The organism is uncultured Roseobacter sp. (assembly GCF_947493125.1).
Lineage (GTDB): Bacteria > Pseudomonadota > Alphaproteobacteria > Rhodobacterales > Rhodobacteraceae > Roseobacter.
This window is the reverse complement of the sequence record NZ_CANLQB010000011.1, coordinates 100,646-121,617: the sequence shown is the minus strand read 5'-3', so window position 1 is coordinate 121,617 and position 20,972 is coordinate 100,646. Positions and strand designations below refer to the sequence as shown.

Annotated in this window: 22 protein-coding genes; 18 read left to right on the top strand and 4 right to left on the bottom strand. The window is 64.4% G+C overall.

Going from position 1 to position 20,972, the window contains the following annotated elements; genetic code table 11:
• Positions 1–2: 2 nt before the first annotated feature.
• Genes Q1A71_RS20865 through Q1A71_RS20840 form a run of 6 tightly spaced genes read left to right on the top strand, consistent with a single transcriptional unit; the run spans position 3 to position 4,450 of the window.
• Entirely contained in the window at positions 3–755 is a 753-nt protein-coding gene (locus Q1A71_RS20865; RefSeq protein WP_299681305.1) for an SDR family oxidoreductase, read from the top strand.
• Complete coding sequence (locus Q1A71_RS20860; RefSeq protein WP_299681303.1) at positions 752–1,768, top strand: alcohol dehydrogenase catalytic domain-containing protein; 1,017 nt, start codon at positions 752–754, stop codon at positions 1,766–1,768. Before Q1A71_RS20865 ends, Q1A71_RS20860 begins: the two co-directional genes overlap by 4 nt.
• A gap of 46 nt (positions 1,769–1,814) precedes the next feature.
• Entirely contained in the window at positions 1,815–2,219 is a 405-nt protein-coding gene (locus tag Q1A71_RS20855; protein WP_299681300.1) for a universal stress protein, read from the top strand.
• Between the two features lie 55 nt (positions 2,220–2,274).
• Positions 2,275–2,781, top strand: coding sequence for a sulfopyruvate decarboxylase subunit alpha (gene comD, locus Q1A71_RS20850; RefSeq protein WP_299681297.1), 507 nt, complete (start codon positions 2,275–2,277; stop codon positions 2,779–2,781).
• A complete protein-coding gene (gene comE, locus Q1A71_RS20845) occupies positions 2,778–3,332 on the top strand; it encodes a sulfopyruvate decarboxylase subunit beta (protein WP_299681294.1) in 555 nt (184 codons plus the stop codon). The genes comD and comE overlap by 4 nt, the downstream gene beginning before the upstream one ends.
• A gap of 5 nt (positions 3,333–3,337) precedes the next feature.
• A complete protein-coding gene (locus Q1A71_RS20840; protein ID WP_299681291.1) occupies positions 3,338–4,450 on the top strand; it encodes an alpha-hydroxy acid oxidase in 1,113 nt (370 codons plus the stop codon).
• 195 nt (positions 4,451–4,645) lie between these two features.
• On the opposite strand, the gene Q1A71_RS20835 is transcribed toward Q1A71_RS20840, so the two are convergent.
• Positions 4,646–5,326, bottom strand: a complete 681-nt coding sequence (locus tag Q1A71_RS20835) for an SGNH/GDSL hydrolase family protein (RefSeq protein WP_299681288.1) — start codon at positions 5,324–5,326, stop codon at positions 4,646–4,648.
• Positions 5,327–5,479: 153 nt separating this feature from the next.
• Positions 5,480–6,601, bottom strand: coding sequence for a LacI family DNA-binding transcriptional regulator (locus Q1A71_RS20830; RefSeq protein ID WP_299681285.1), 1,122 nt, complete (start codon positions 6,599–6,601; stop codon positions 5,480–5,482).
• A 146-nt stretch (positions 6,602–6,747) separates the two neighbouring features.
• Between Q1A71_RS20830 and Q1A71_RS20825 the strand changes: the two genes are divergently transcribed.
• From Q1A71_RS20825 to Q1A71_RS20780, 10 genes are all read left to right on the top strand, one after another.
• On the top strand, positions 6,748–8,046 hold the full coding sequence (locus Q1A71_RS20825; RefSeq protein ID WP_299681282.1) for an extracellular solute-binding protein: 1,299 nt from the start codon (positions 6,748–6,750) through the stop codon (positions 8,044–8,046).
• 75 nt (positions 8,047–8,121) lie between these two features.
• The gene (locus Q1A71_RS20820) at positions 8,122–9,003 is read left to right on the top strand and encodes an ABC transporter permease subunit (protein WP_299681279.1); all 882 of its coding nucleotides are present in this window, start codon (positions 8,122–8,124) and stop codon (positions 9,001–9,003) included.
• A gap of 12 nt (positions 9,004–9,015) precedes the next feature.
• Positions 9,016–9,921 (top strand): ABC transporter permease subunit, encoded by a 906-nt coding sequence (locus Q1A71_RS20815; RefSeq protein WP_299681276.1) that lies wholly within the window; start codon positions 9,016–9,018, stop codon positions 9,919–9,921.
• A 12-nt stretch (positions 9,922–9,933) separates the two neighbouring features.
• Entirely contained in the window at positions 9,934–10,983 is a 1,050-nt protein-coding gene (gene ugpC, locus Q1A71_RS20810) for a sn-glycerol-3-phosphate ABC transporter ATP-binding protein UgpC (protein WP_299681273.1), read from the top strand.
• Positions 10,980–11,990 (top strand): endonuclease/exonuclease/phosphatase family protein, encoded by a 1,011-nt coding sequence (locus tag Q1A71_RS20805; RefSeq protein WP_299681270.1) that lies wholly within the window; start codon positions 10,980–10,982, stop codon positions 11,988–11,990. The genes ugpC and Q1A71_RS20805 overlap by 4 nt, the downstream gene beginning before the upstream one ends.
• A 106-nt stretch (positions 11,991–12,096) precedes the next feature.
• A complete protein-coding gene (locus Q1A71_RS20800) occupies positions 12,097–12,609 on the top strand; it encodes an SRPBCC family protein (RefSeq protein ID WP_299681267.1) in 513 nt (170 codons plus the stop codon).
• A 26-nt stretch (positions 12,610–12,635) separates the two neighbouring features.
• A complete protein-coding gene (locus tag Q1A71_RS20795; protein WP_299681264.1) occupies positions 12,636–12,989 on the top strand; it encodes a YciI family protein in 354 nt (117 codons plus the stop codon).
• On the top strand, positions 12,986–14,194 hold the full coding sequence (locus Q1A71_RS20790) for a DUF6596 domain-containing protein (protein WP_299681261.1): 1,209 nt from the start codon (positions 12,986–12,988) through the stop codon (positions 14,192–14,194). The genes Q1A71_RS20795 and Q1A71_RS20790 overlap by 4 nt, the downstream gene beginning before the upstream one ends.
• Before the next feature lie 194 nt (positions 14,195–14,388).
• Entirely contained in the window at positions 14,389–14,646 is a 258-nt protein-coding gene (locus tag Q1A71_RS20785) for a YjhX family toxin (RefSeq protein WP_299681258.1), read from the top strand.
• Between the two features lie 8 nt (positions 14,647–14,654).
• The gene (locus Q1A71_RS20780) at positions 14,655–15,119 is read left to right on the top strand and encodes a GNAT family N-acetyltransferase (RefSeq protein WP_299681255.1); all 465 of its coding nucleotides are present in this window, start codon (positions 14,655–14,657) and stop codon (positions 15,117–15,119) included.
• Between the two features lie 505 nt (positions 15,120–15,624).
• Here the strand turns inward: Q1A71_RS20780 and Q1A71_RS20775 are convergent.
• Entirely contained in the window at positions 15,625–17,805 is a 2,181-nt protein-coding gene (locus tag Q1A71_RS20775) for a molybdopterin cofactor-binding domain-containing protein (protein ID WP_299681252.1), read from the bottom strand.
• 1 nt (position 17,806) lies between these two features.
• A complete protein-coding gene (locus Q1A71_RS20770) occupies positions 17,807–18,271 on the bottom strand; it encodes a (2Fe-2S)-binding protein (RefSeq protein ID WP_299681249.1) in 465 nt (154 codons plus the stop codon).
• 139 nt (positions 18,272–18,410) lie between these two features.
• On the opposite strand from Q1A71_RS20770, the gene Q1A71_RS20765 reads away from it, so the two are divergent.
• Together Q1A71_RS20765 and Q1A71_RS20760 are read left to right on the top strand one after the other, a co-directional pair.
• Positions 18,411–19,019: a TetR/AcrR family transcriptional regulator gene (locus Q1A71_RS20765; protein WP_299681246.1), complete on the top strand. Its 609-nt coding sequence runs from the start codon at positions 18,411–18,413 to the stop codon at positions 19,017–19,019.
• A gap of 446 nt (positions 19,020–19,465) precedes the next feature.
• Positions 19,466–20,641: an MFS transporter gene (locus Q1A71_RS20760; RefSeq protein WP_299681244.1), complete on the top strand. Its 1,176-nt coding sequence runs from the start codon at positions 19,466–19,468 to the stop codon at positions 20,639–20,641.
• Positions 20,642–20,972 lie beyond the last annotated feature (331 nt).

Here is a 20,972-nt window from a genome sequence, read left to right as displayed (position 1 = left end):
GGATGCCACCGCTCTTCGACGTCTCCGGCAAGATCGCCTGTGTGACCGGGGCCAGCAGTGGCCTCGGGCGGCAGGCGGCGCGGCTGCTGGCGCAGGCCGGCGCGCAGGTTGTCGGGGTGGCGCGGCGGGCGGACCACCTGTCGGCCTGGCAACAGGAAACGGCGGGCGAGACAGCGACGGTGGCCGCGGACCTGGCGGACCGCACCGCCCTGCGCGGGATCGCGGTGGCGGTGACCAAGCCGTTTGGGCCGGTGGACATCCTGATCAACGCCGCCGGGATCAACACGCGCCAACACGCGGATGACGTCACCGACGACGGCTGGGACATGACGCTGAACCTCAACCTCGCAGCGCCGTTCTTCCTCGCACAGAAGCTGGTGCCGGGCATGAAGCAGAAGGGCTGGGGCCGGATCATCAACTTCGCCTCTTTGCAATCGCGCCGGGCCTTTGGCAACGGGATCAGCTATGGCGCGTCCAAGGGCGGGGTGGAGCAGATGACGCGGGCCATGGCCGAGGCCTGGTCGGGCGATGGGATCACCGCAAACGCGCTGGCGCCGGGGTTCTTTCGCACGGAGCTGACCGGGCCCGTCTTTGCCAATGCCGCGCTGGCGCAGCGCAACGCGGATCAGACCTGCATCGGGCGCAATGGGGAGCCGTCGGACCTGGACGGCCCGTTGATGTTCTTTTGCGCGCCCGCATCCGACTATGTGACCGGGCAGACACTGTTCGTGGACGGGGGGTTCACTGCCAAATGAAAGCGCTTGTCTACACCGGGGTTGAAGAACTGTCGTATCTGGACCGACCGCGCCCGGAACCGGGGCCCGGCGAGGTCCTGGTGCGGATCGTGGCGTCGGGCATCTGCGGATCCGACATGCACGCCTATCTGGGCCATGATGCGCGGCGCCCTGCCCCGCTGACCCTGGGCCATGAGGCGGCAGGTGTGGTCGTCGGCGGGCCGCAGGACGGGCGGCGGGTCACGATCAACCCGCTGGTGGCCTGTCAGAACTGTGTTTTCTGCGGCACCGGGCGTGAGAACCTCTGCGAGGATCGGCAGATCATCTCCATGCCCCCGCGCGAGGGCGCCTTTGCCGATTACGTCGTGATGCCGGAGCGCAATCTGATCACCGTGCCGGACCCCGTGCCGCTGGCCCATGCCGCTCTTGCCGAGCCGATCGCCTGCGGCTGGCACGGGGTGCGGCTGGGCCGGGCGGTGCTGGGCGGAGATCTCTCCGGGGCGCATGCGGTGGTGATCGGCGGCGGCGCGATTGGCGTGGGCGCTGCCCTGTCACTGGCGGCGCAAGGGGCCCGGGACATCATGCTTGTGGAACCCAACGAGACCCGCCGTGCCCGTTTGGCGGATGTGGCGGGCTTTGAAGTCTGCGCGCCGGGCGAGCCGGCGATGCCGGGTGACGGCTCTGCCGATATCGTGATCGACGGGGTCGGCTATGCGGGCACGCGGGCGACGGCAAGTGCCATCGCGCGGCCCGGCGGGGTGATCGTGCACATCGGTCTGGGCGAGGCGGAAGGCGGGCTCGATATCCGGCGGATGACGCTGCAGGAGATCACCTTCATCGGGACCTATACCTATACGGCAGAGGATTTTACCGCGACAGCAGCCGCGATCTTCGACGGGCGGTTGGGGCGGCTGGACTGGGTCGAAGAGCGGCCCCTGTCAGCCGGGCACGGCGCCTTTCAGGACATTCGTGCCGGTCGGGTTGCTGCGCCGAAAATCATATTGACCCCGGAACATGGTGCATCGGACAGTTGAGACCCGATCAACTGGCCTCATGGCCGTCTCTAGAAGGAAGACCGACATGCACAAGAAGATTATCGTGGCACTGGCCTTGGATCACGGGATCAGCCAGGAGGCGCTGTCGATGGCGCGTCATCTCAAGGGCGATGATGGGGAAATTCATGCGGTCCATGTGCATGAGACGCCGAATAGCACGGTGACCGCCTACGTGTCGGAAGATGTCATGCGGCAGGCCGTCGATGCGGCGAAGGAAAAACTCGCCGCGCGCGTGGCGGACACGCCCGATGTGGAGCCGGTGATGCTGCACGGCTCGCCCGGTCAGGCGATCACCCAATATGCGGGCAAGATCGGTGCGGATTGCATCATCATGGGCTCGCACAAGCCGGGACTGAGCGACTATTTCCTCGGCTCGACCTCGTCACGCGTGGTGCGTCATGCGCCCTGCTCGGTTTATGTCATACGTTAGAAATCACTCACAAAGCGCTGACATATATAAGCGCTTCATCACAAGGAGTACATAGGTGTCCATCAGTAGCAAGATCGTGGATGACGTCGTTGCCGCGGGCATCGAGTTCGTCACGACGGTGCCGTGCAAACAGCTGGCCGGTGTCATTGACGAGGTCGAGGCGCGCCCCGAGATCTACCACATTCCCTCCAACAAGGAGGATGAGGGGATGGGGCTCTGTGCCGGCGCCTTCATGGGCGGCAAGAAGCCGATGATCATCATGCAGAACACCGCGATTGGCGTCACGATCAACACGCTGGCGACGCTGACGCAGTTCTACCGGATGCCGCTGCCGATGCTGATCTCCTACCGGGGCGAGCTGCGCGAGCCGGTGGCGTGCCAGGTGGAGATGGCGGTACACACCAAGGCGCTGCTCAATCAGCTGCTGATCCCGACCTTCCACTTTCACGCCGAAGCGGATGCGGAGGAGCTGCCGGAGATCCTGAAATACACTTTCATGTGCAACAAACCTGTGGCGATCCTGACGGATGCGTCCTTCTGGGGAGGCTATGGCGACCAATGATCCGTTCCGAGATTCTGAAAGAGATCGCACCGATCCTGCGTGACCAGCTTGTGGTCTGCAACATCGGCATTCCCAGCCAGGAGCTGCATGCCATCGACGACCAGCCCAGCAATTTCTACATGCTGGGGACCATGGGGCTGGCAAGCTCCATCGGGCTGGGGCTCGCGCTGGCGCAGCCGAAGCCGGTGGTGGTGATCGACGGTGACGGCTCGATCCTGACCAACATGGGCACACTGCCGACCATCGCGAACAATGTGGCCAAGAACTACATCCTGATGATCATCGACAACGGCTCCTATGGCTCCACCGGCGATCAGCCCACCTATACCGGCAAGAAGACCTCGCTGGCGAAGGTGGCGGAGGCCTGCGGCTGCGAGCGGGTGATCGAATGCCGTGACGTGGACACCGGGACGGTGCTGCAAGAGGCGCTGGACAGCGGTGAGATGACGATCATGGTCGTGAAATGCGACAGCGGCAACGCCAAGATGCCGGTGATCACCATGGACCCTGTTGTGATCCGTGACCGCTTCATGAAAGCGGTGCAGGCCTGACACTCTTGGCAGGGGCGGACGCCATCCATTCCTATGAGGACGCCCGGCGCCTGGCGCGGCGGCGGCTTCCGTGGATGGTGTTCGACTATATCGACGGGGCGGCGGGTGAGGGCGTGGCGGAGGCGCGCAACCTCGCCGCTCTGCGGAACATCGAACTGCAGCCGCGGGTGCTGGTCAATGTGGCCAAGCGCGATCTGAGCGCGCCGGTGTTTGGCCATGCGGGGCGGGTGCCCTTCGGGATCAGCCCCATGGGGATGTGCAATCTCTCGGGGCCGGGCGCGGACCTGATGCTGGCGCGGATCGCGGCGAAACATCAGGTGCCGCATGGCGTCTCGACCGTGGCCTCGACAGCGATGGAGCGGATCATCGAAGAGGCCGAGGGGCACGCGTGGTTCCAGCTTTACTTCAGCGGTGACGGCAGCGGCACGGCGAAGCTGGTCGAGCGGGCGAAGGCCGCTGGCTACAAGACGCTGGTGATGACGCTCGACGTGCCGGAGGTCGGGCGACGCCCGCGCGAGTTGCGGCGCGGGTTCAAGATGCCCTTTCGGATCGGACCGCTGCAGTTCGTGGATTTTGCGCTGCATCCGCGCTGGTCGATCACGACGCTGCTGGCGGGCGCGCCGGAGCTTGCGAATTTTCAGAAAGAGGGCTTCACCTTCGACCGGACAGAAAGCCGGGCGGCGGCGGATTGGGATTTTCTGAAACGGTTGCGGGATCAATGGGATGGTACCCTTGTTGCCAAGGGGGTGACGCATGTGGCGGATGCGGAGCGGCTGAAGGCGAAAGGCGTGGACGCCATTCAGGTGTCCAGTCACGGCGGGCGGCAGTTGGACTCCGCCCCGCCGCCTATTCTCGCGCTACGCGCCATCCGCGAGGCCCTCGGGCCGGACTATCCGCTGTTCTATGACAGCGGCCTGCGCTCAGGCGAGGATGTGGTGAAAGCCTATCACATGGGTGCGGACTTCGTGTTCTTCGGGCGCGCGCTGCAATTTGCAATCGCCGCCGGTGGCGAGACGGGGCTGGCCCGCTTCTGGGACCTTATCACCGAAGAGGTGGGGCTGACGCTTGCACAAATGGGGCTGACCCGCCTGCCGCGCCCATCCGAACCATCTGTTTAGCCACAGCATCTTCCCAGTGCGAAATCCGACCGTCGCGCCCGCTGAAATTGGCGCGACGACAGACTCTGGCATCATCCTCTGAGCCGGGTCACCTGGCGGGCACCGCCAGGCAGCGTCCGAGCCCCCTCGATGGGGGCGAGGGCGCTTCCCCCGGCCTCGCAGACCCCTTGCAGCGACACGGGGCTTTCCCCAGGACTAGCCGTTGATGATCCGCACGATGCGGCGCGCGATGGCGTCGCTGGCCTTCTTGGAGGGATGGATGCGGTCGCCGCCGTGGAAGGAGCGATCGCCGTAAGGCACCAGATCCTGCAGGGAAACGAAATGCACGCCACGATCCGATTTGGCCATGCGGTTGATGCGCGTCTCGAGCTCATTGCCCTCGTCACGGCAGTGTTCGATGATCGAGCCGAAGCCCGGGCTGCGCAGATACCCGACATAGATCACCTGGGCCCCGCCCTGCCGGATCTGGCGCACCATGCGAGCGATCTCACCCTGCTGGCCATCGGCGCTGATCATGCGATTCATGCGATTGTCACAGCGGCTGCAGCCACAGCCCAGCCAGAGATCGTTGCCGCCGCCATTGATGATGACCCAGTCCCAGTCGCCCGGGACATATTGCTTGGAGATGTTCAGACCCATCGCCCCGGTGATCGGCAGATGATAGATGATGCGCGCGCCGACGACGGAGCGGTCAATCACGGGCTCGCGCAGCATCTGCTCGACGCCGTCGGCAATGCCCTGATCGCTGCCCGCGTGCCAGGCCATCATCGAATCGCCCATGGCCAGGATGCGCGGGGACTGGTCATGCGGCACGTATTCGCCGCAGCCCGCCAGGAACAGAAAAATTGCACTGAGCTTAATAAAAAGAGACTTCATGTCGCCACCACCATTCATCACAACACCTCGACCGCCGAGGCTTACCCGGCCCAAAATGTAAGCGAGTCGCGCCGAAATCCCGTTAACGGCAGGTGCAATTCCGGCCGGAAAACGGCGCGGACTTTACTCGAATTTTAGGAGAGTTTGACGCGCTCAATGCGTCGCGCGGGCGATCAATGTCGGTGTGATCATCACGCGCTCTGCGGGCCGCTGCGGATGGGCCATGCGCATCTCGAGCAGCCGCACGATCGCCGCAACGGTGCTCTCGATGGGATTGCGGACGGTGGTCAGGCGGTACTCGGGCCAGCGCGCCATGGCGATGTCGTCAAACCCGACGAGGGCCAGATCGTCCGGCACCGCAAGGCCGAGATCATGGCGCGCGCAGCAGAGCGCGCCCAGCGCCATCGCATCATTGCCGCAGATCAGCGCATCGAGCGCGCGGGTGTCGAGCAGCGCGCGCGCCGCCCGGCGACCGCCCTCAAAGGTGTAATCCGCATGCCGATGGGCGACGAGAGCAAGCCCCGCACCGGCGAGGCGCGACACCACACCAGCCAGACGCTCCCGTTCGGACGACCAGTTGGCCGGGCCACCCAGATAGCCGAAGCGCCGCCGCCCGCCGTTCAGGAGCAGATCCACGGCCTCGGTCGTGCCCGCACGGTTGTCGCAGACCACGCTGTCGGCCTGCGGATTGCTGCCGATGCGGCCTGCGAAGATCATGGGAATGTTGAGTTTTTCGCAGGTCGCCGTGATCTCGGGGCCGAGGCTGCCGCCACGGATGATCAGCGCATCGAGCGGGTAGCGCAGCACCGACAGGATGGCCTGATCGGTGACGGCATCGGGCCCGCCGAGCACCAGCGGCCACTTGTCGGCCCGGGTGAGCGACGCCACGAGGGCGGCGAGGACTTCGCTGTCGTAGGGGCTGCCGAGATCACCGGCGATCACGCCGACCAGCCCGGTGCGCGTGCCCTGCAGGCTGGCCGCGAGCGCGTTGGGGCGATAGCCGATGTCGAGCGCCGTTTTCAGCACCCGCTCGCGCTTGGCCGGATCCAGGTAGCTGTCGGGGTTGAACGCCCGGGAGACGGCGGTGCGCGAGACGCCGGCCGCCTGTGCGACGTCCTGCGCGGTGACCCTGCGCGGGCGTCGGGGGGTCGGTTGCAGGGGGGCGTTCTCGTCGGTCATCGGCCGTACCGGATCATCAGTCGTCGGGTGCGCAGGGTCACCGCGCACCGTCACATGGGTGTCACCAAGTGCCGGTATCTGAACACGTGTGCACATTTGGACTCAACCCCGTTGATGCAATCGCATCTGGCGGCTATCGTCGCGGGACTCTGACCGATGTGGCGCATGATATACTGCACCGCATCGGCGGGTCGCAGGACACCTGAACGCGCGTCTTGCGCAACCAACTTGGGGAGAGAAAGATGAACCTACTCAAAATCGCTGCAACAACTGCCTTCGGCCTGACGGCCACGGCGAGTTTTGCAGAAACCGAGATCACCTTCTGGCATGCGATGGGTGGCCAGCTCGGCGAGACCGTCAACCAGGTGGCAAAGGACTTCAACGCCAGCCAGGACGAGTACAAGATCACGCCCGTCTTCAAGGGATCTTATGAGGAAACGCTGACTGCGGGCATCGCGGCCTTCCGCGCGGGCGAGCAGCCCAACATCATTCAGGTCTTCGACGCGGGTGCCGCCACCGTGATCGGGGCTGCGGGCGCCGTCATTCCCGTGGAAGACCTGCTGGAGCAGAACAAGCTCGACTTCGACATCAACGACTATATTGCCGGTGTGCGCTATTTCTATGCCGATGCGGATGGCAAGATGATCGGCATGCCGTTCAACTCCTCCACGCCGATCCTCTATTACAATCAGGATGCGCTGGACGCGGCTGGTGTGACTGCCCCCAAAACCTGGGAAGAGTTTGCCGAAACCACGGGTCCTGCGCTGAAGGAAGCCGGGTATATCCCGCTGAGCCAGTCGCACCTGCCCTGGATCTTCACCGAGAACTTCTTCTCGCGCCACAATCTTCAATTCGCCTCGAACGACAACGGCTATACCGGGCTCGACACCCAGATCATGGTCAACCACCCGGCGATCAGAGCGCATTTCCAGGCGCTGACGGACTGGAAAGAGGCGGGCCTCTTTGAATGGTACGGCACCGGCTGGTCCGACAACCAGGACCCGTTTGAATCCGGTCAGGTGGCCATGTGGCTGGGCTCCTCCGGCTCCTTCGGGGGTATCCAGGACCGTGTGGACTTCAACTTCTCCGCCACCATGCTGCCCTACTGGGAAGCGGTGACAACAGAGCCCACACAAACCTTCATCGGTGGTGCTGCTCTCTTTGCCATGTCGGGACATGATGAGGCCGAAAACGCAGCCGCGGCGGCCTTCTTCGACTTCCTGGCCTCTGCCGACACGCAGGTGATGTGGCACAAAGAGACCGGCTATGTACCGATCACCACAGCCGCCTATGAGCTGGCCGCCGAGCAAGGCCACTACGAGGAGTTCCCGGCAGCCGAGGTCGGCATCCAGCAGCTCAGCCTGCCCGGCGGCGACTTCACCCGTGGCTATCGCATGGGCTTCTACGTGCAGATCCGCGACGTGATGAACCGCGAATACGGCCGCATCCTGACCGGTGAAGCCACCGTCGACGAGGCTTTCGAGATCATCGAAACGGAAGCCAACGATCTGCTGTCGCGCTTCGCGCGCACTCAGGGCTAAGCACAGAACACGAACGGTGGCCGGGCCCGTGCCTGGCCACCGTTGCACTTGTAACTGGGCAGGGGGGACCAACCAGTGAAACGCGCCGCTTTTGGGCAGATCGGCTTTCCGATCCTGTTGCTGATCCCACAATTGGTGATCATCGCCATCTTCTTCTACTGGCCCGCGGGCTATGCGATCCAGTCCTCCTTCTACCTGCAGGACCCCTTCGGCTTTGGGTCGACCTATGTGGGCATGGACAACTACACCCGTCTGACAACGTCGCGCACGTATCTCTCCAGCTTCTGGTTCACGGTGATCTTCACCACGCTGGTCACGTTCTTTTCGCTGGCCATCGCGCTGCTGCTGGCCGTGAAGGCCGACAAGGTGATCCGCGGCGCCAAGACCTATCGCACGTTGCTGATGTGGGTTTATGCGATCGCGCCGCCCGTGGCGGGACTGATGGGTGTGATGCTGTTCGATCAGTCGCGCGGGAACATCACGCAGCTGCTGGCCAGCTTCGGCTATGACTACCGCCTCGGTGTGAACTACTGGGATACGGCGGCGGCGATGATCACGGTCTCGATCTGGAAACAGATCCCCGTCAACTTCATCTTCTTCCTCTCGGGTCTGCAGGCCATCCCGAGATCGGTGCGCGAAGCGGCGCTGATCGACAATGCCTCGGGCAGCAGCCGGTTCTGGGACATCACCTTCCCGCTGCTCGCACCCACCGGGTTCTTCCTGTTGATCATCAACATCACCTATGCGCTCTTTGATACCTTCGGCATCGTCGACACCATCGTGAAGGGCGAGCCCGGCAACAACCCGATGACGCTGGTCTATCGCGTGTTTGTCGATGGCTTCCGGGGCGGTGATCTGGGCGGCTCTTCGGCGCAGTCGGTCGTGCTGATGGTGCTGGTGCTCATTCTGACCGTCGTGCAGTTCCGCTTCCTGGAACGCCGCATACATTATACGTAAGGAGGCAGGCAGATGGCAGATATCACCGAAAGCCGCATCGAAGCGCAATCGACCGCCCGCCCCGCCAAGCGCATCAAATGGGAACACATCGGCGACCACGCGATCCTGATCGCCGGCGCGCTGCTGATGCTGGTGCCGGTCTTCATGATCTTCGCCTCCTCAAGCTGGGACGACATCACGCTGCACCGCGAGGGCCTGCAATTCGGCTTCTCCGACGATATGGCGAACAACTACAACGCGGCCCTCTTCGAGTACGGCGGCTTCACCGACAGCGTGAATGGCGTGACCATGCTGGCCAACTCGCTGATCCTCGGGATCGGCTTTGCCATCGGCAAGATCATCGTGGGCATGATGGCGGCCTATGCCATCGTCTACTTCCGCCTGCGCTTTGCCACGCTGGCCTTCTGGATGATCTTCACCACGCTTCTGCTGCCGCTGGAGGTGCGCATCCTGCCCTCCTATGAGGTCATCACCTGGATGAACCTGGGCAACACCTATACGGGCCTCATTGTGCCTTTGATCGCCTCGGCAACGGCGACGTTTTTTTTCCGGCAGTTCTTCATGTCCGTGCCGGAGGAGCTGATCGAAGCGGCGCGGATCGACGGCGCAGGCCCGGTGAAGTTCTTCATCGATATCCTCGTGCCCCTCAGCCAGACGATGATCGCGGCGATGTTCATCATCATGTTCGTCTTCGGCTGGAACCAGTATCTCTGGCCCACGCTGATCACCACCGATGAGAGCCTGTTTACCCTGGTGCGCGGCATCCGGCAGATCATGCAGGCCTATGCCGATGGCTCTTCGACCCCCGAATATGGCGAGGCCGCAGCGCTTGCGATCATCGCCATGACACCGCCCGTTCTGGTGGTGGTGTTCTTCCAAAGCTGGTTCGTCAAGGGCCTCACAGAATCCGACAAGTAAGGAGCCACGCGAATGGCAAAGGTCAAACTGGACGGGGTGCGCAAGGTCTACCCCAATGGGGTGGAAGCGGTGGAGCCCTGTGACATCGACATCCCCGATGGCGAACTGGTGGTGCTGGTGGGGCCATCGGGCTGTGGCAAGTCCACGCTGCTGCGCATGGTGGCCGGGCTGGAGGAGATTACGGATGGCACGCTGATGATCGGTGATGCGGTCATGAATGACGTGGAACCGGCCAATCGGAACATCGCGATGGTGTTCCAGAACTACGCGCTCTATCCGCATATGACGGTCGCCAAGAACATGGGCTATGGGCTGAAAAACCGCGGGCTGCCCAAAGCCGAGATCAACCAGAAGGTGGCTGAAGCTGCCAAGATGCTGAACCTCTCAGAGTATCTCAACCGGCGGCCCAGCCAGCTGTCGGGCGGGCAGCGGCAGCGGGTGGCGATGGGGCGCGCGATCGTGCGCTCGCCGGAGCTGTTCCTCTTTGACGAGCCGCTCTCGAACCTGGATGCCAAGCTGCGCAACCAGATGCGCATCGAGATCCGCGCGCTGCAGCAACGCCTTGGCGTGACGGCGATGTATGTGACCCATGATCAGGTCGAAGCGATGACGCTGGCCGACCGGATCATCGTGCTCAATGCCGGGCGGATCGAGCAGATCGGCACGCCGGGCGAGATTTACAGCCAGCCCGCTTCGACCTTCGTGGCGAGTTTCATGGGGGCGCCGCCGATGAACATCTTCACCGGCACCAGCGATGGGCAACAGGCGACGCTGGATGGGGGTGTGTCGCTGAATGGTGCGGGCGCGCCGAGCCACACCGGCAAGATCCAGATTGGTATTCGCCCTGAAGATGTGGCGCTGGATGCCAGCGGCCCCCTGCCGTTTGAGGTCGAGATCGTGGAAGAGCTGGGCGCGCACCGGCTGCTGCACGGCCGGTTGAGCGGCCAACCCTTCTCGGTCAGCGTGAACAAGGATCAACCGGCGCAGACCGGGCCTGCCAAGGTGGCCCTGAAACCCGGCGCGGTGCATTTCTTTGACGCTGAGGCAGGCCGCCGGCTGTGACGCAGATCTTTGACCGGCTGCCGGATGTGACGGACAGCCAGCGCGCGGCGATCTTCTCCGCTGCGCGCACGTCTGAGGCCCATGCGCAGCTGATGCGGGAGATCCCGGCGATGACCGGGCTGGAGGTAGGCGGCTCTGGCCCCGACGCGCCGTTGGCGGGCCGGTTGTCTATCGCCGCCTGGAACGTGGAGCGCTGCCTCGACCCGGAGGAAAGCGCCGCCTTGCTGCAGCGCCATGATGTCAAAGTGGCCCTGCTCAGCGAAATGGACAGCGGCATGGCCCGGACCGGCCAGCGCAACACCGTGGCCGCGATGGCCGAGGCCATGGGGATGCACTACGCCTTTGGCGTCGAGTTTTACGAGATGGGCCTCGGTGGCCCGACGGAACGGCATTTCTGCAAGGACGATTTCAATGCGCGGGGCTGGCACGGGAATGGCATCCTGTCCGCTGCCCCGTTTGAGCGGCTGGCGCTGATCCGTCTTGACCGGGACGGGCACTGGTTCACCGGTGCGGCCGGCCAGACAGACCAGCCCCGCGTGGGCGGACGGATGGCCGTGGCGGCGGTGCTGCCCACGGAAGCGGGGCCTGTCTGCGTGGTCTCCACCCACCTGGAGAGCAACGCGCAGGCGCCCCATCGCCATGCGGAACTCGCGCGACTGCTGACGGAGGTCGAGGTCTTCGCGGGGGAGATGCCGGTGCTGATCGGTGGTGATCTGAACACCGGCAACCACATGCCCCCTGATTATGACTGGCGCCAGGAGACACTCTTTGCGCTGGCCGAAGAGCGGGGTTATGCCTGGTCACTGACGCCCGACGGCACCACCACGCGCAAGAGCCTGATCACCCCGCACCCGACCCGCAAGATGAAGCTCGACTGGTTTTGCCATCGCGGGCTGACGGGCGCGGGTGGTCAGATCGTGCCTGCGCTGACGCCCGATGACACGCCACTCTCGGATCATGAGTGTCTTGTCGGGCAGGTGACGGTGCCCGCGTCGCGCTGCGCGTAACAAACCTGAAAAAAACTTTGCGCCTTTTGTCGATTGGTGCGCTCTCCGTCCGTCGTGGAGGTGAAGCGGCACACCTGCCCTTCGCCAAACACGAGGAGACAGAGACATGACATTTGCAACACCGGCCCTGTGGATCGCGGGCGGCCTGATCGCGCTGAGTGCGGCCACGCTCGCCCTGCCCCGGCACGTGAGCGTGGAACGTTCGGCAGTTCTGGAGGCCACACCGGAGGCCGTGCTGTCGCTTGCCGCGTCGAACAGCGGCTATCAGGCGTTCAACCCCTACAAGACACGCGATCCGGAGTTGAAGATCGACCTCTTTGGACCGGAGGCGGGCGTGGGGTCGGGCTTTCACTTCGACGGCAAGGAGGGCAAAGGCCAGCAGACCGTGGCGGGCGTGACCGACGACACGGTACGCTATGCCATTGATCTGGGTGCGATGGGGCAGCCCACGCAGGCGATCCACGCGGTGCCCTCCGAGACCGGCACGCAGGTGACCTGGCGCATCGAGAGCGACATGGGGATCAACCCGGTGTTCCGCGTCTTTGGCCTCTTCATGGAGCGCATGATGGGCCCGACCCTCGAGCTCGGTCTTGAAAACCTGCGCAAGGCCGCCGCTTAATACCCTCAGCAAACAGGAGAAAACCCATGCGTTACACATTTCTGCTCTATTCCGACCCGGCGGACTTTGCCCATATGACGCCCGAGGACTGGGCGCGCGAGAAGGAGGTCTACGGCGCCTATATCGGGGCGTTGCAGGAGGCGGGGGTGTTTGTCGATACCGACTGGCTGCACCCGGCGGAGACGGCGACGACGATCACGCTGAAAGACGGAGAGACACGGGTGCAGGACGGCCCCTTTGCCGAGACCAAGGAGAGCCTTGGCGGGTTTTTTGCCATCGAGGTGCCGGATCTGGATGCGGCCCTTGCCTGGGCGGAGAAATGCCCGGCCGCCAAGACCGGGAAGGTCGAAATCCGCGCCTCAGCCATGGGTGACTATTGAGCCCGCAGGACGCGGCCCGACGCGCCGAGGATGTGGCGCGCGGGGCGTACGGCAAGCTGCTGGCGATGCTCGCCAGCAGCACCGGTGACATCATCGCCGCCGAAGATGCTTTGGCGGACGCCTTTGTCGCTGCTTTGACGACCTGGCCCGCGCGGGGTGTGCCGGACCGGCCCGAGGCCTGGTTGCTCACCGTGGCCAGGAACAAGCGCATCGATGCCGCGCGCAAGGATCAGCGGCTGGTGATCATCGAGGAGGTGCCCGAGATGGCCGCGCCCGCCGAGACAGATGAGAGCCTCGACGAACGCCTGAAACTGCTCTTTGTCTGCGCACATCCGGCGATTGATGCGGGCGTGCACACGCCGCTGATGCTGCAGACGGTGCTGGGGCTGGAGGCCGAGGAGATCGCGCGGGCGTTTCTGACCTCACCGGCGGCCATGGCGCAGCGGCTGGTGCGCGCCAAACGCAAGATCAAGGCGGCGGGCATCCCCTTCGTGGTGCCGGAGCCCGCGCACTACCCCAGCCGCATGAGCGCGGTGCTGGAGGCGGTCTATGGCGCCTATGCGGTGGACTGGATGGCGGGCGCGGGTGATCTCTCGCACGAGGCGTTCTTCCTCAGCACCGTGCTGGCCGATCTGGCGCCGGACGATCCGGAGGCGCTGGGGCTGACCGCGCTCATCGGCTTTATCGAGGCGCGGCGGGATGCGCGCCTCGCGGATGGGGTGCTGGTGCCCGTGCCGGAGCAGGACACGACGCTTTGGGATAAGGCCCTGATCGACCGCTCCACCGCGCTCTTGCAGCGGGCGGCGACGCATGGGGTGCCGGGGCGGTTTCAATTGGAGGCGGCGATCCAGTCGGTGCATGCGGCCCGCGCGGTGACCGGCCGGACCGATTGGCGCGCTCTGTCGCAGCTCTATGCTGGCCTGGTGCAGGCCTTCCCGACCATTGGCGCGGCGGTCAGCCGCGCGGCGGCGGTGGCCGAAGATGCGGGGCCAGCAGAGGGCCTCGCGCTGCTCGATCAGATCGGTTTTGACGGGCTTGCCCGATACCAGCCCGCCCAGGCCGTGCGCGCCCATTGCCTGGAGCGGATGGACCGCCGCGGCGAGGCGGCGGAGGCCTATGCCAAGGCCATCGCACTGTGCACGGACGCGCCTTCGCGTCGCTGGCTTGAACAGCGCGCCGCAGCCTTGCGCGACACATCCTGCTGAGCAGGCTTGCCGAAAACGACGTGTTCGATTAGAGACTGCGCCACGTCCCCAGGATTGCGGGACGATGGAGTTTGTATGTCTACGACAGAGACCCGGCGCTAGGGTCCAGCCAGCCTGGACCGATCTGAGCCATAGGACGTCCGCGCACCGGCCCGGACGCCCGTTCTGATGACATCAACTCACGAGACAGTCCATTGAATATCTCAAAACACGAGCAGCGTGTGCTGCATGCCCTTGCGCAAGGCGGGGCGATCCACTTTGAGCGCCTGCCGAGCGGCAAGGTCCACGAGGTCTTTTGCGTCACCCGTGACGGTCATGTGCTGACCGATTGCACGCTGACGCTCTTTGACCGGCTGCGCAAACGCGGCTTGATCCGGTCGCGACAGGGCCAACCGTATCGGGCCACGCGGGCGGGCATCACCGCCGTGCGGGCGCAACTCGACAACAGATAGGAGACGACATGACAGATATGACCCTACGACCGACCGAGCGGGGTGATCTGGCCGCGCTGGAGCAGGTGGTTCAGGCCACCGGGCTCTTTCCCAGCGAGATGCTGGCGGAGATGCTGGCGCCGGCGCTGACCGGAGAGCGCGCCGCGCTCTGGCTGAGCTGCGTGGTCGCGGGGGCCCCTGTGGGCCTCAGCTATGCCGAACCCGAGGCGCTCACCGACGGCACCTGGAACCTGCGCGCGCTGGCGGTGCATCCCACGCAACACGGGGCCGGGCGCGGAGCGGCTCTCGTCCGCGCGACGGAGGACCACTTGCGCGCGGCGGGGCAGCGGCTGCTGATTGTCGAGACATCGGGGACGGAGGCGTTCGCCTCCGTCCGCCGGTTCTACGGCAAGATCGGATACAGCGAGGAGGCCCGCATCGCGGGTTTCTGGGCGGCGGGGGATGACAAGGTGATCTTCCGAAAGACGCTCTAGCCCGGCGCGGGCGCGCTGCGGGGTCACCGCCACGGCGAGACCGCGCGGCGCGCCCTTGTGTTGCAGGAGATCGGCAAATGGCTGCCGGGTGGCTGCGGCACTGGCGACCGCTGAGAGAGAGGCCCTGCGAAACCCTGCCTACCTGCGCAGCGGTGCGGCCCCACCTCCGCTGGCGATCAATGTCCGCGGTGCGTCACATTTGATCGCCTGTCAGCGCATCCCCCGGGCTTGGACGGGGCGACATCTTTTGGGTCCTGATGCAGCTCGAGACAGAATTCGGGACAGGTTTCAGCGAACGGAACCGATGGCCATGAGGCGCTTGGCCGGACCCCGCGCACTGGCGCGAACCTCGATAGGTTCAAATCAAATCCGCAAATTGCAGGCAGTACGGTCCCGGTCAGCGACGGGGATCACGGTATCCGGGGGTGCCGAGGGTGGACCGAACCCTGCTGCAGAGGTCTGGATGGCGTCACCGGGGGCGGCCCGGTGACGCCGAGGTTCGGGCTCAGGCGAAGGCGACGCCGTTCTCGTCCATCGGCAGGCTGGAGACCCGCAGATCATCACTGGCCGCCGCAATCGCATTTGCCAGGGCGGGCGCGGCAGGCGGTGTGCCCGGCTCGCCCACACCGGTCGGGGCTTCTGCGGAGGGCACGATATGCACGTCGATGGCCGCGATATCGCCGATGCGCAGCGGCTCGTAGTCGGGGAAGTTGTACTGATCGACCGCGCCGCCGGTGAGCGTGATCCGGTCACGCATCACATGGCCGATGCCGTAGCCGATGCCGCCCTCCATCTGTGCCTTGATGACATCCGGGTTCACGGGCAGGCCGCAATCGACGGCGCAGGTGATCTTCTCGATCCGCACACCGTCTTCAGCCGAACCGGAGACCTCGACCACCTCAGCCACGTAGGAGCCGAAGGACTTGTGCACCGCGACACCTTGCGCGTGGCCTGCGGGCGCGCTGCCCCAGCCCGCTTTCTCAGTGGCCAGTTTCAGCACACCGGCGAGCCGGTCCTGATCGGCCCCGCCGGTCAGGTAGCTGAGGCGGTAGGCCACCGGGTCCTGACCCGCTGCCTTGGCGGCCATGTCCATCATGACCTCCATCACATAGGCGGTGTGGGTGTGCCCCACCGAGCGCCACCAGAGCGTGCTGGTCGCCTTCTCCGTATCCGTCAGGCCGAAGAAGGCGCCGGGGATCTGGTAGGGCGTGTCGGACGCACCCTCGACGGAGCTGTGATCCACGCCGTCATGCACCAGCATCGGCTCGAACGCGGTGCCCTTCATGATCGACTGCCCCGCGATCCGGTGATCCCAGCCGACGATCCGGCCGTCGGCGTCGAGACCGACCTTGACCTTGTGACCGAAGGCGGGGCGGTAATAGCCGCTGCGCAGATCATCCTCGCGCGACCAGACCAGCTTGACCGGGCGCGAGCGGTCGGTGACCACGAAGGCCAGCGCGGCCTCGACCTGATAATCCGCATCCGGGGTCGCACGGCGCCCGAAGGAGCCGCCCGCGAGCATCGTCTTGATCTCGATCTTCTCCATCGGCAGCTCGAAGATCTGCGAGAGCGCCATATGCGGCCCGGTGGGCAACTGGCAGCCGTCATGCAACCGGATGCCGCCGTCTTCGGTGGCTTCGATGGTGCAATTGAGCGGCTCCATCGGGGCATGGGCGAGCAGCGGGAAGTAGAAACTCTGCTCCAGCACCTGATCCGCGCCGTTGAGCAGCGCCTGGGTCGCAGCCTGATCCGATTTATTCACGTTGTAGGTGGGCTCCGCGTCGAGGGCCGCACGGATTTCCGCTTCGATCTCGTCCGAGCTGCGGGTCTCGGCGGCGGAGAGGTCCCACTCCACCTCGACCGCATCGCGCGCCTGCATCGCCGCCCAGGTGCTCTCGGCATAGACAGCGACACCTGCGCTGTTGGGCAGGACGGCGGACATGATGTAGCCCTTCACCTCTTGCGCAGCACTGTCATCGAAGCCGGTGGCGAGGCCACCGCGCTGCTCGGGCCGTTTGATCATCGCGACCATCTGGTTCGGCAGATGCAGGTCCATGGCGAACATGGCACTCCCGTCGCCCTTGATCGCGCTGTCGAGGCGGCGGATGTCGGGATTGCCGATCAGCTTGAACGTGGCGGGGTCTTTCAGCGCAGGTGTCTCGGGCGCGTCGAGCGTGGCGGCCACGGCGACGAACTCACCGATGGGCGCGGATTGGCCCGCGCCGGTCACGACGCCCTCCTCGATGGAAAGCTCCGAGGCATCGACGCCCCAGCTCTGCGCGGCGGCAGCAATCAGCATCTCACGCGCGGCGGCCCCGGCGGTGCGGTACTGCTGGAAGGAATTCGCCATCGCGGTCGAGCCGCCGGTGCCCTGGAACGGACCGAAGGCGAAGTTGTTGTAAACTTCGGCATTCGACGGCGCGAAGTCATAGGTGATCTGGTCCATGCGCAACCCGATTTCCTCGGCGATCAGCGTCGACAGGCCGGTGGCGGGCCCCTGCCCGAACTCCACATGTTTGACGATGGCCGTCACCGTGCCATCCGACGCGATCTTGACGAAGGGATTGAAGGCGGTGCTCTCCCCGGCGGCGGCGAGCGCCCCGTCCGGACGGGCACCGATGAAGAGGACGGCGCCCGCGGCTGCGGCGCCTTTCAGAAAACTGCGGCGTGTTGTGTCGAGGGTCATATCAGGCCTCCAGGATTTCGGCGGCGCGCTGGATACCGGCGCGGATGCGTTGATAGGTGGCACAGCGGCAGGCGTTGCCGTACATGTAGGCGTCGATGTCTTCGGCGGTGGGCTTTGGGTTTTCGCTGAGCAAGCCCACGGCGGACATGATCTGGCCCGACTGGCAGTAGCCGCATTGCACCACGTCAAGCTCGACCCAGGCCTGCTGGACGGCGGCGCCGATTTCTGTCTCGGACATAGCTTCGATGGTCGTGATCTCGGCGCCTTCCACATCTTCGACGTAGGTCTGGCAGGAGCGCACGGGCTGGCCATCCAGATGCACGGTGCAGGCGCCGCAGGAGGCCACGCCGCATCCGAATTTTGTTCCGGTCATCTTGAGCTCGTCCCGGATGACCCACAAAAGCGGTGTCCCGGGTTCAACATCGACCTCGTGGCTGGTGCCGTTCAATTTCAAAGAGAAGGCCATTCAGAGTTCTCCATCTGGCTTGAGGGGGTGAAATCCATTCGCTGATCGCAACACTTTAAGCGAGAATCGCGCGCCTGTAAACTCGTGAGTTTACCTTGCCGTTTGACCGTGTCGGAGAATTGCAGCATATGGTGACGGCATGACCGATTGCAGCGAGCCAAGCGCGTCCAAGTACGAGCAGATACTTAGAGCCGCCGTGGAGGAATTCCAGGAAAACGGCTTTGCCGATGCGCGCATGGACCGCATCTCGGCCCGGGCCGAGGTCTCAAAGCGGACGGTTTACAAGTACTTTGAAAGCAAAGACAAACTGTTCCGCTCCATCGTCGATGTCTTTGCCGCGCGGTTTTCGGAAGTTCAGGACATCCGATATGATCCGGACCGGCCCTTGAGAGCGCAACTGGTCGACCTGGCCTGGGCGGAGGGGCGCCTTTTGATCGCACCCGATGTGATTGCCATGGCGCGGATGATCATCAGCGAAACCCTGCGCAACCCGGACCTCGCCGAAGAGGCGAACAACAAGATCGACAAGACCAGCGTGTTTACGGCGATGCTGCGGGACGCCACGCAAAACGGTGCGCTGGCCGTGGATGACCCGGAGGATGCTGCGGTGGCGTTCATCGGCCTGATCAAGGCCAAGGCCTTCTGGCCGGTGATGTTCGGCGCGCCCATCGTGTCGGCAGGCGAGATGGAGCAGATCGTGCAGCGCAGCGTCGACATGATGCTCAGCCGCTACGGGGTTGCCCCCTGAGCAGGCGCGGGCCGTGCGGCGAAAAGATATTTTGCGGACGGGCTGACCCGGACTGGTGCCGTCGCGTTTGATCTGTCCGGCGGCCTGCGCCGACCGGCGCGGCATAGGTGTCGGACGTGCTGGCCGTCTCGACCGTATGCTCAGAAGCAGCAGGACTGTCGCACCCATATGGGTGACAAACCCGCTATCGGCGCCGTCCGGACCAGACGGATGGGCGGGCTTGTGTCAGCATCCGCCCTGACTGGGGCTGTCGGTGCGGTGCGCCCGCGCATGCCGATGGATCAGGCACAGCCCGCATCATTTCAAAACTGAACGTACCTTTTCAAAATGTGGCAGTGGACGGCGCCCCTCTGCCCCTGCAGAAAGAGGGCCCGGCACTGGAATAGATGCCGGTTTGACCCCTCCGGCAGGCTGCATCGCGGCGGCCCGCGCAATACGGCAGTCTGATGGTGCGTTTCGAGGTTCTTCCATTTCTTGGCCTGCTGTTTGTCGGCACGCTCTGTGGTTCGATGATCATGCCTTACATGGCGTACTTCGTCGTCGAAGGGCTGGGGCGCGACCCCTGGGCGATCAGCCTTTACGCCGGCGCTGTCGCTGTCCTGGTTGTTCTCATCAACCGGCGCTTTGCGAAATGGATGGACGCGGGCACCCGGCCCTTTCCATTGATCGGCATGGCGGCTGCGGGATTCCTCACGGCCACGGCAGCCCTGTCCCTGATCCCCGCTTTCTGGACAGTGCTCAGCTTCGGCGTTCTGGGCTTTGCGGTAAGTTCGAGCGCGATGTCGACCATGTTCAGCCTCGGCGGGATCATTGCCCAGCACAGCGCTATCAAGCGGACGAGTTTCAACGCCTACATGCGTGCCACGACCTCGACCGCGTGGATGGTGGGGCCGGCGCTGTCCTTTGTCGTGGCCGATCAGGTCGGCCCGGTGGCGGTCTTTCAGGTTGCCGTGGGGGTCGGACTGATCTGGCTCGGACTGTGGTGGTGGGTCGCGCCACGCGACGCGGCCATCGAGCCGACAGCACCCGGAACGACTGATCGGCGCGGCAGCCTCACGGTCGCGCTCTGGATCGCGGTGAGTTTCGTCTTCTGCCTGTCGGTGGCGCATTTCATGACCTTCACCGCCCTGCCCCTCTTCTTCGTGCAGGAGGTCGGGCTGCCCGGTTACGCGCCGGGGCATGCCTTTAGCGTGAAAACCTTTGTCGAGGTGCTGGCCATCCTGCTGACGCCCATCCTGATTGCGCGGGTCGGCATCCGAAGGTCCCTGCTGGCCACCGGGCTCTTGGCGGTCGTGGCCATTCAGTTTCTGGCGTCGGTACAATCCTATCCGCAGATGCTGCTGGGTGCTGCCCTGGAGGGATTCTACTACGGGCTCTTTTCCACCCTCGCCATCAGCTTCGTGCAATCCTTCGCAGAAGACCGCCCGGCCTATGCGACGGCGATGTATTGGAACACGCTGATGGTCACGGGGCTTTTGGGAGGACCGGCGGCAGGTCTGATCGCACAAATCTATGATTTCCGCACGGTGATCCTGGTGGCCTCAGCTGTGGCGCTGTTCTCCGTCCTGATCCTGGCCATCGGATCACGGCACCCGCAGGTGCGATCGGTCTCGGCCTCCTGAGCATCGCAAGCCATCTGCCTGCCTGCGACGGCTCTTCGAAATGAACCATCTGCAGCGCCAACTGGCAGCCTGGCACAGCGCACTTTTCGATATGTCGGACGGGCGAGACAGGCGGGCAAGCGATTCGCGAAAAACGGGTATCTTGGACCGGCTGCACCGGAGGTGCGGCAGCTTGTCGCCGCATCTTCGGCCACATTCGGTATACATTTGCATACGCTGCCAGGAGATCCGCGCCGGTCACGAGAAAGTTACCAAAAGGTAAACATTGAATAATTTTACAATTTGAGAATGTATTTACAAAGATCGCGCACAACCGAAAAAACGTTTACAG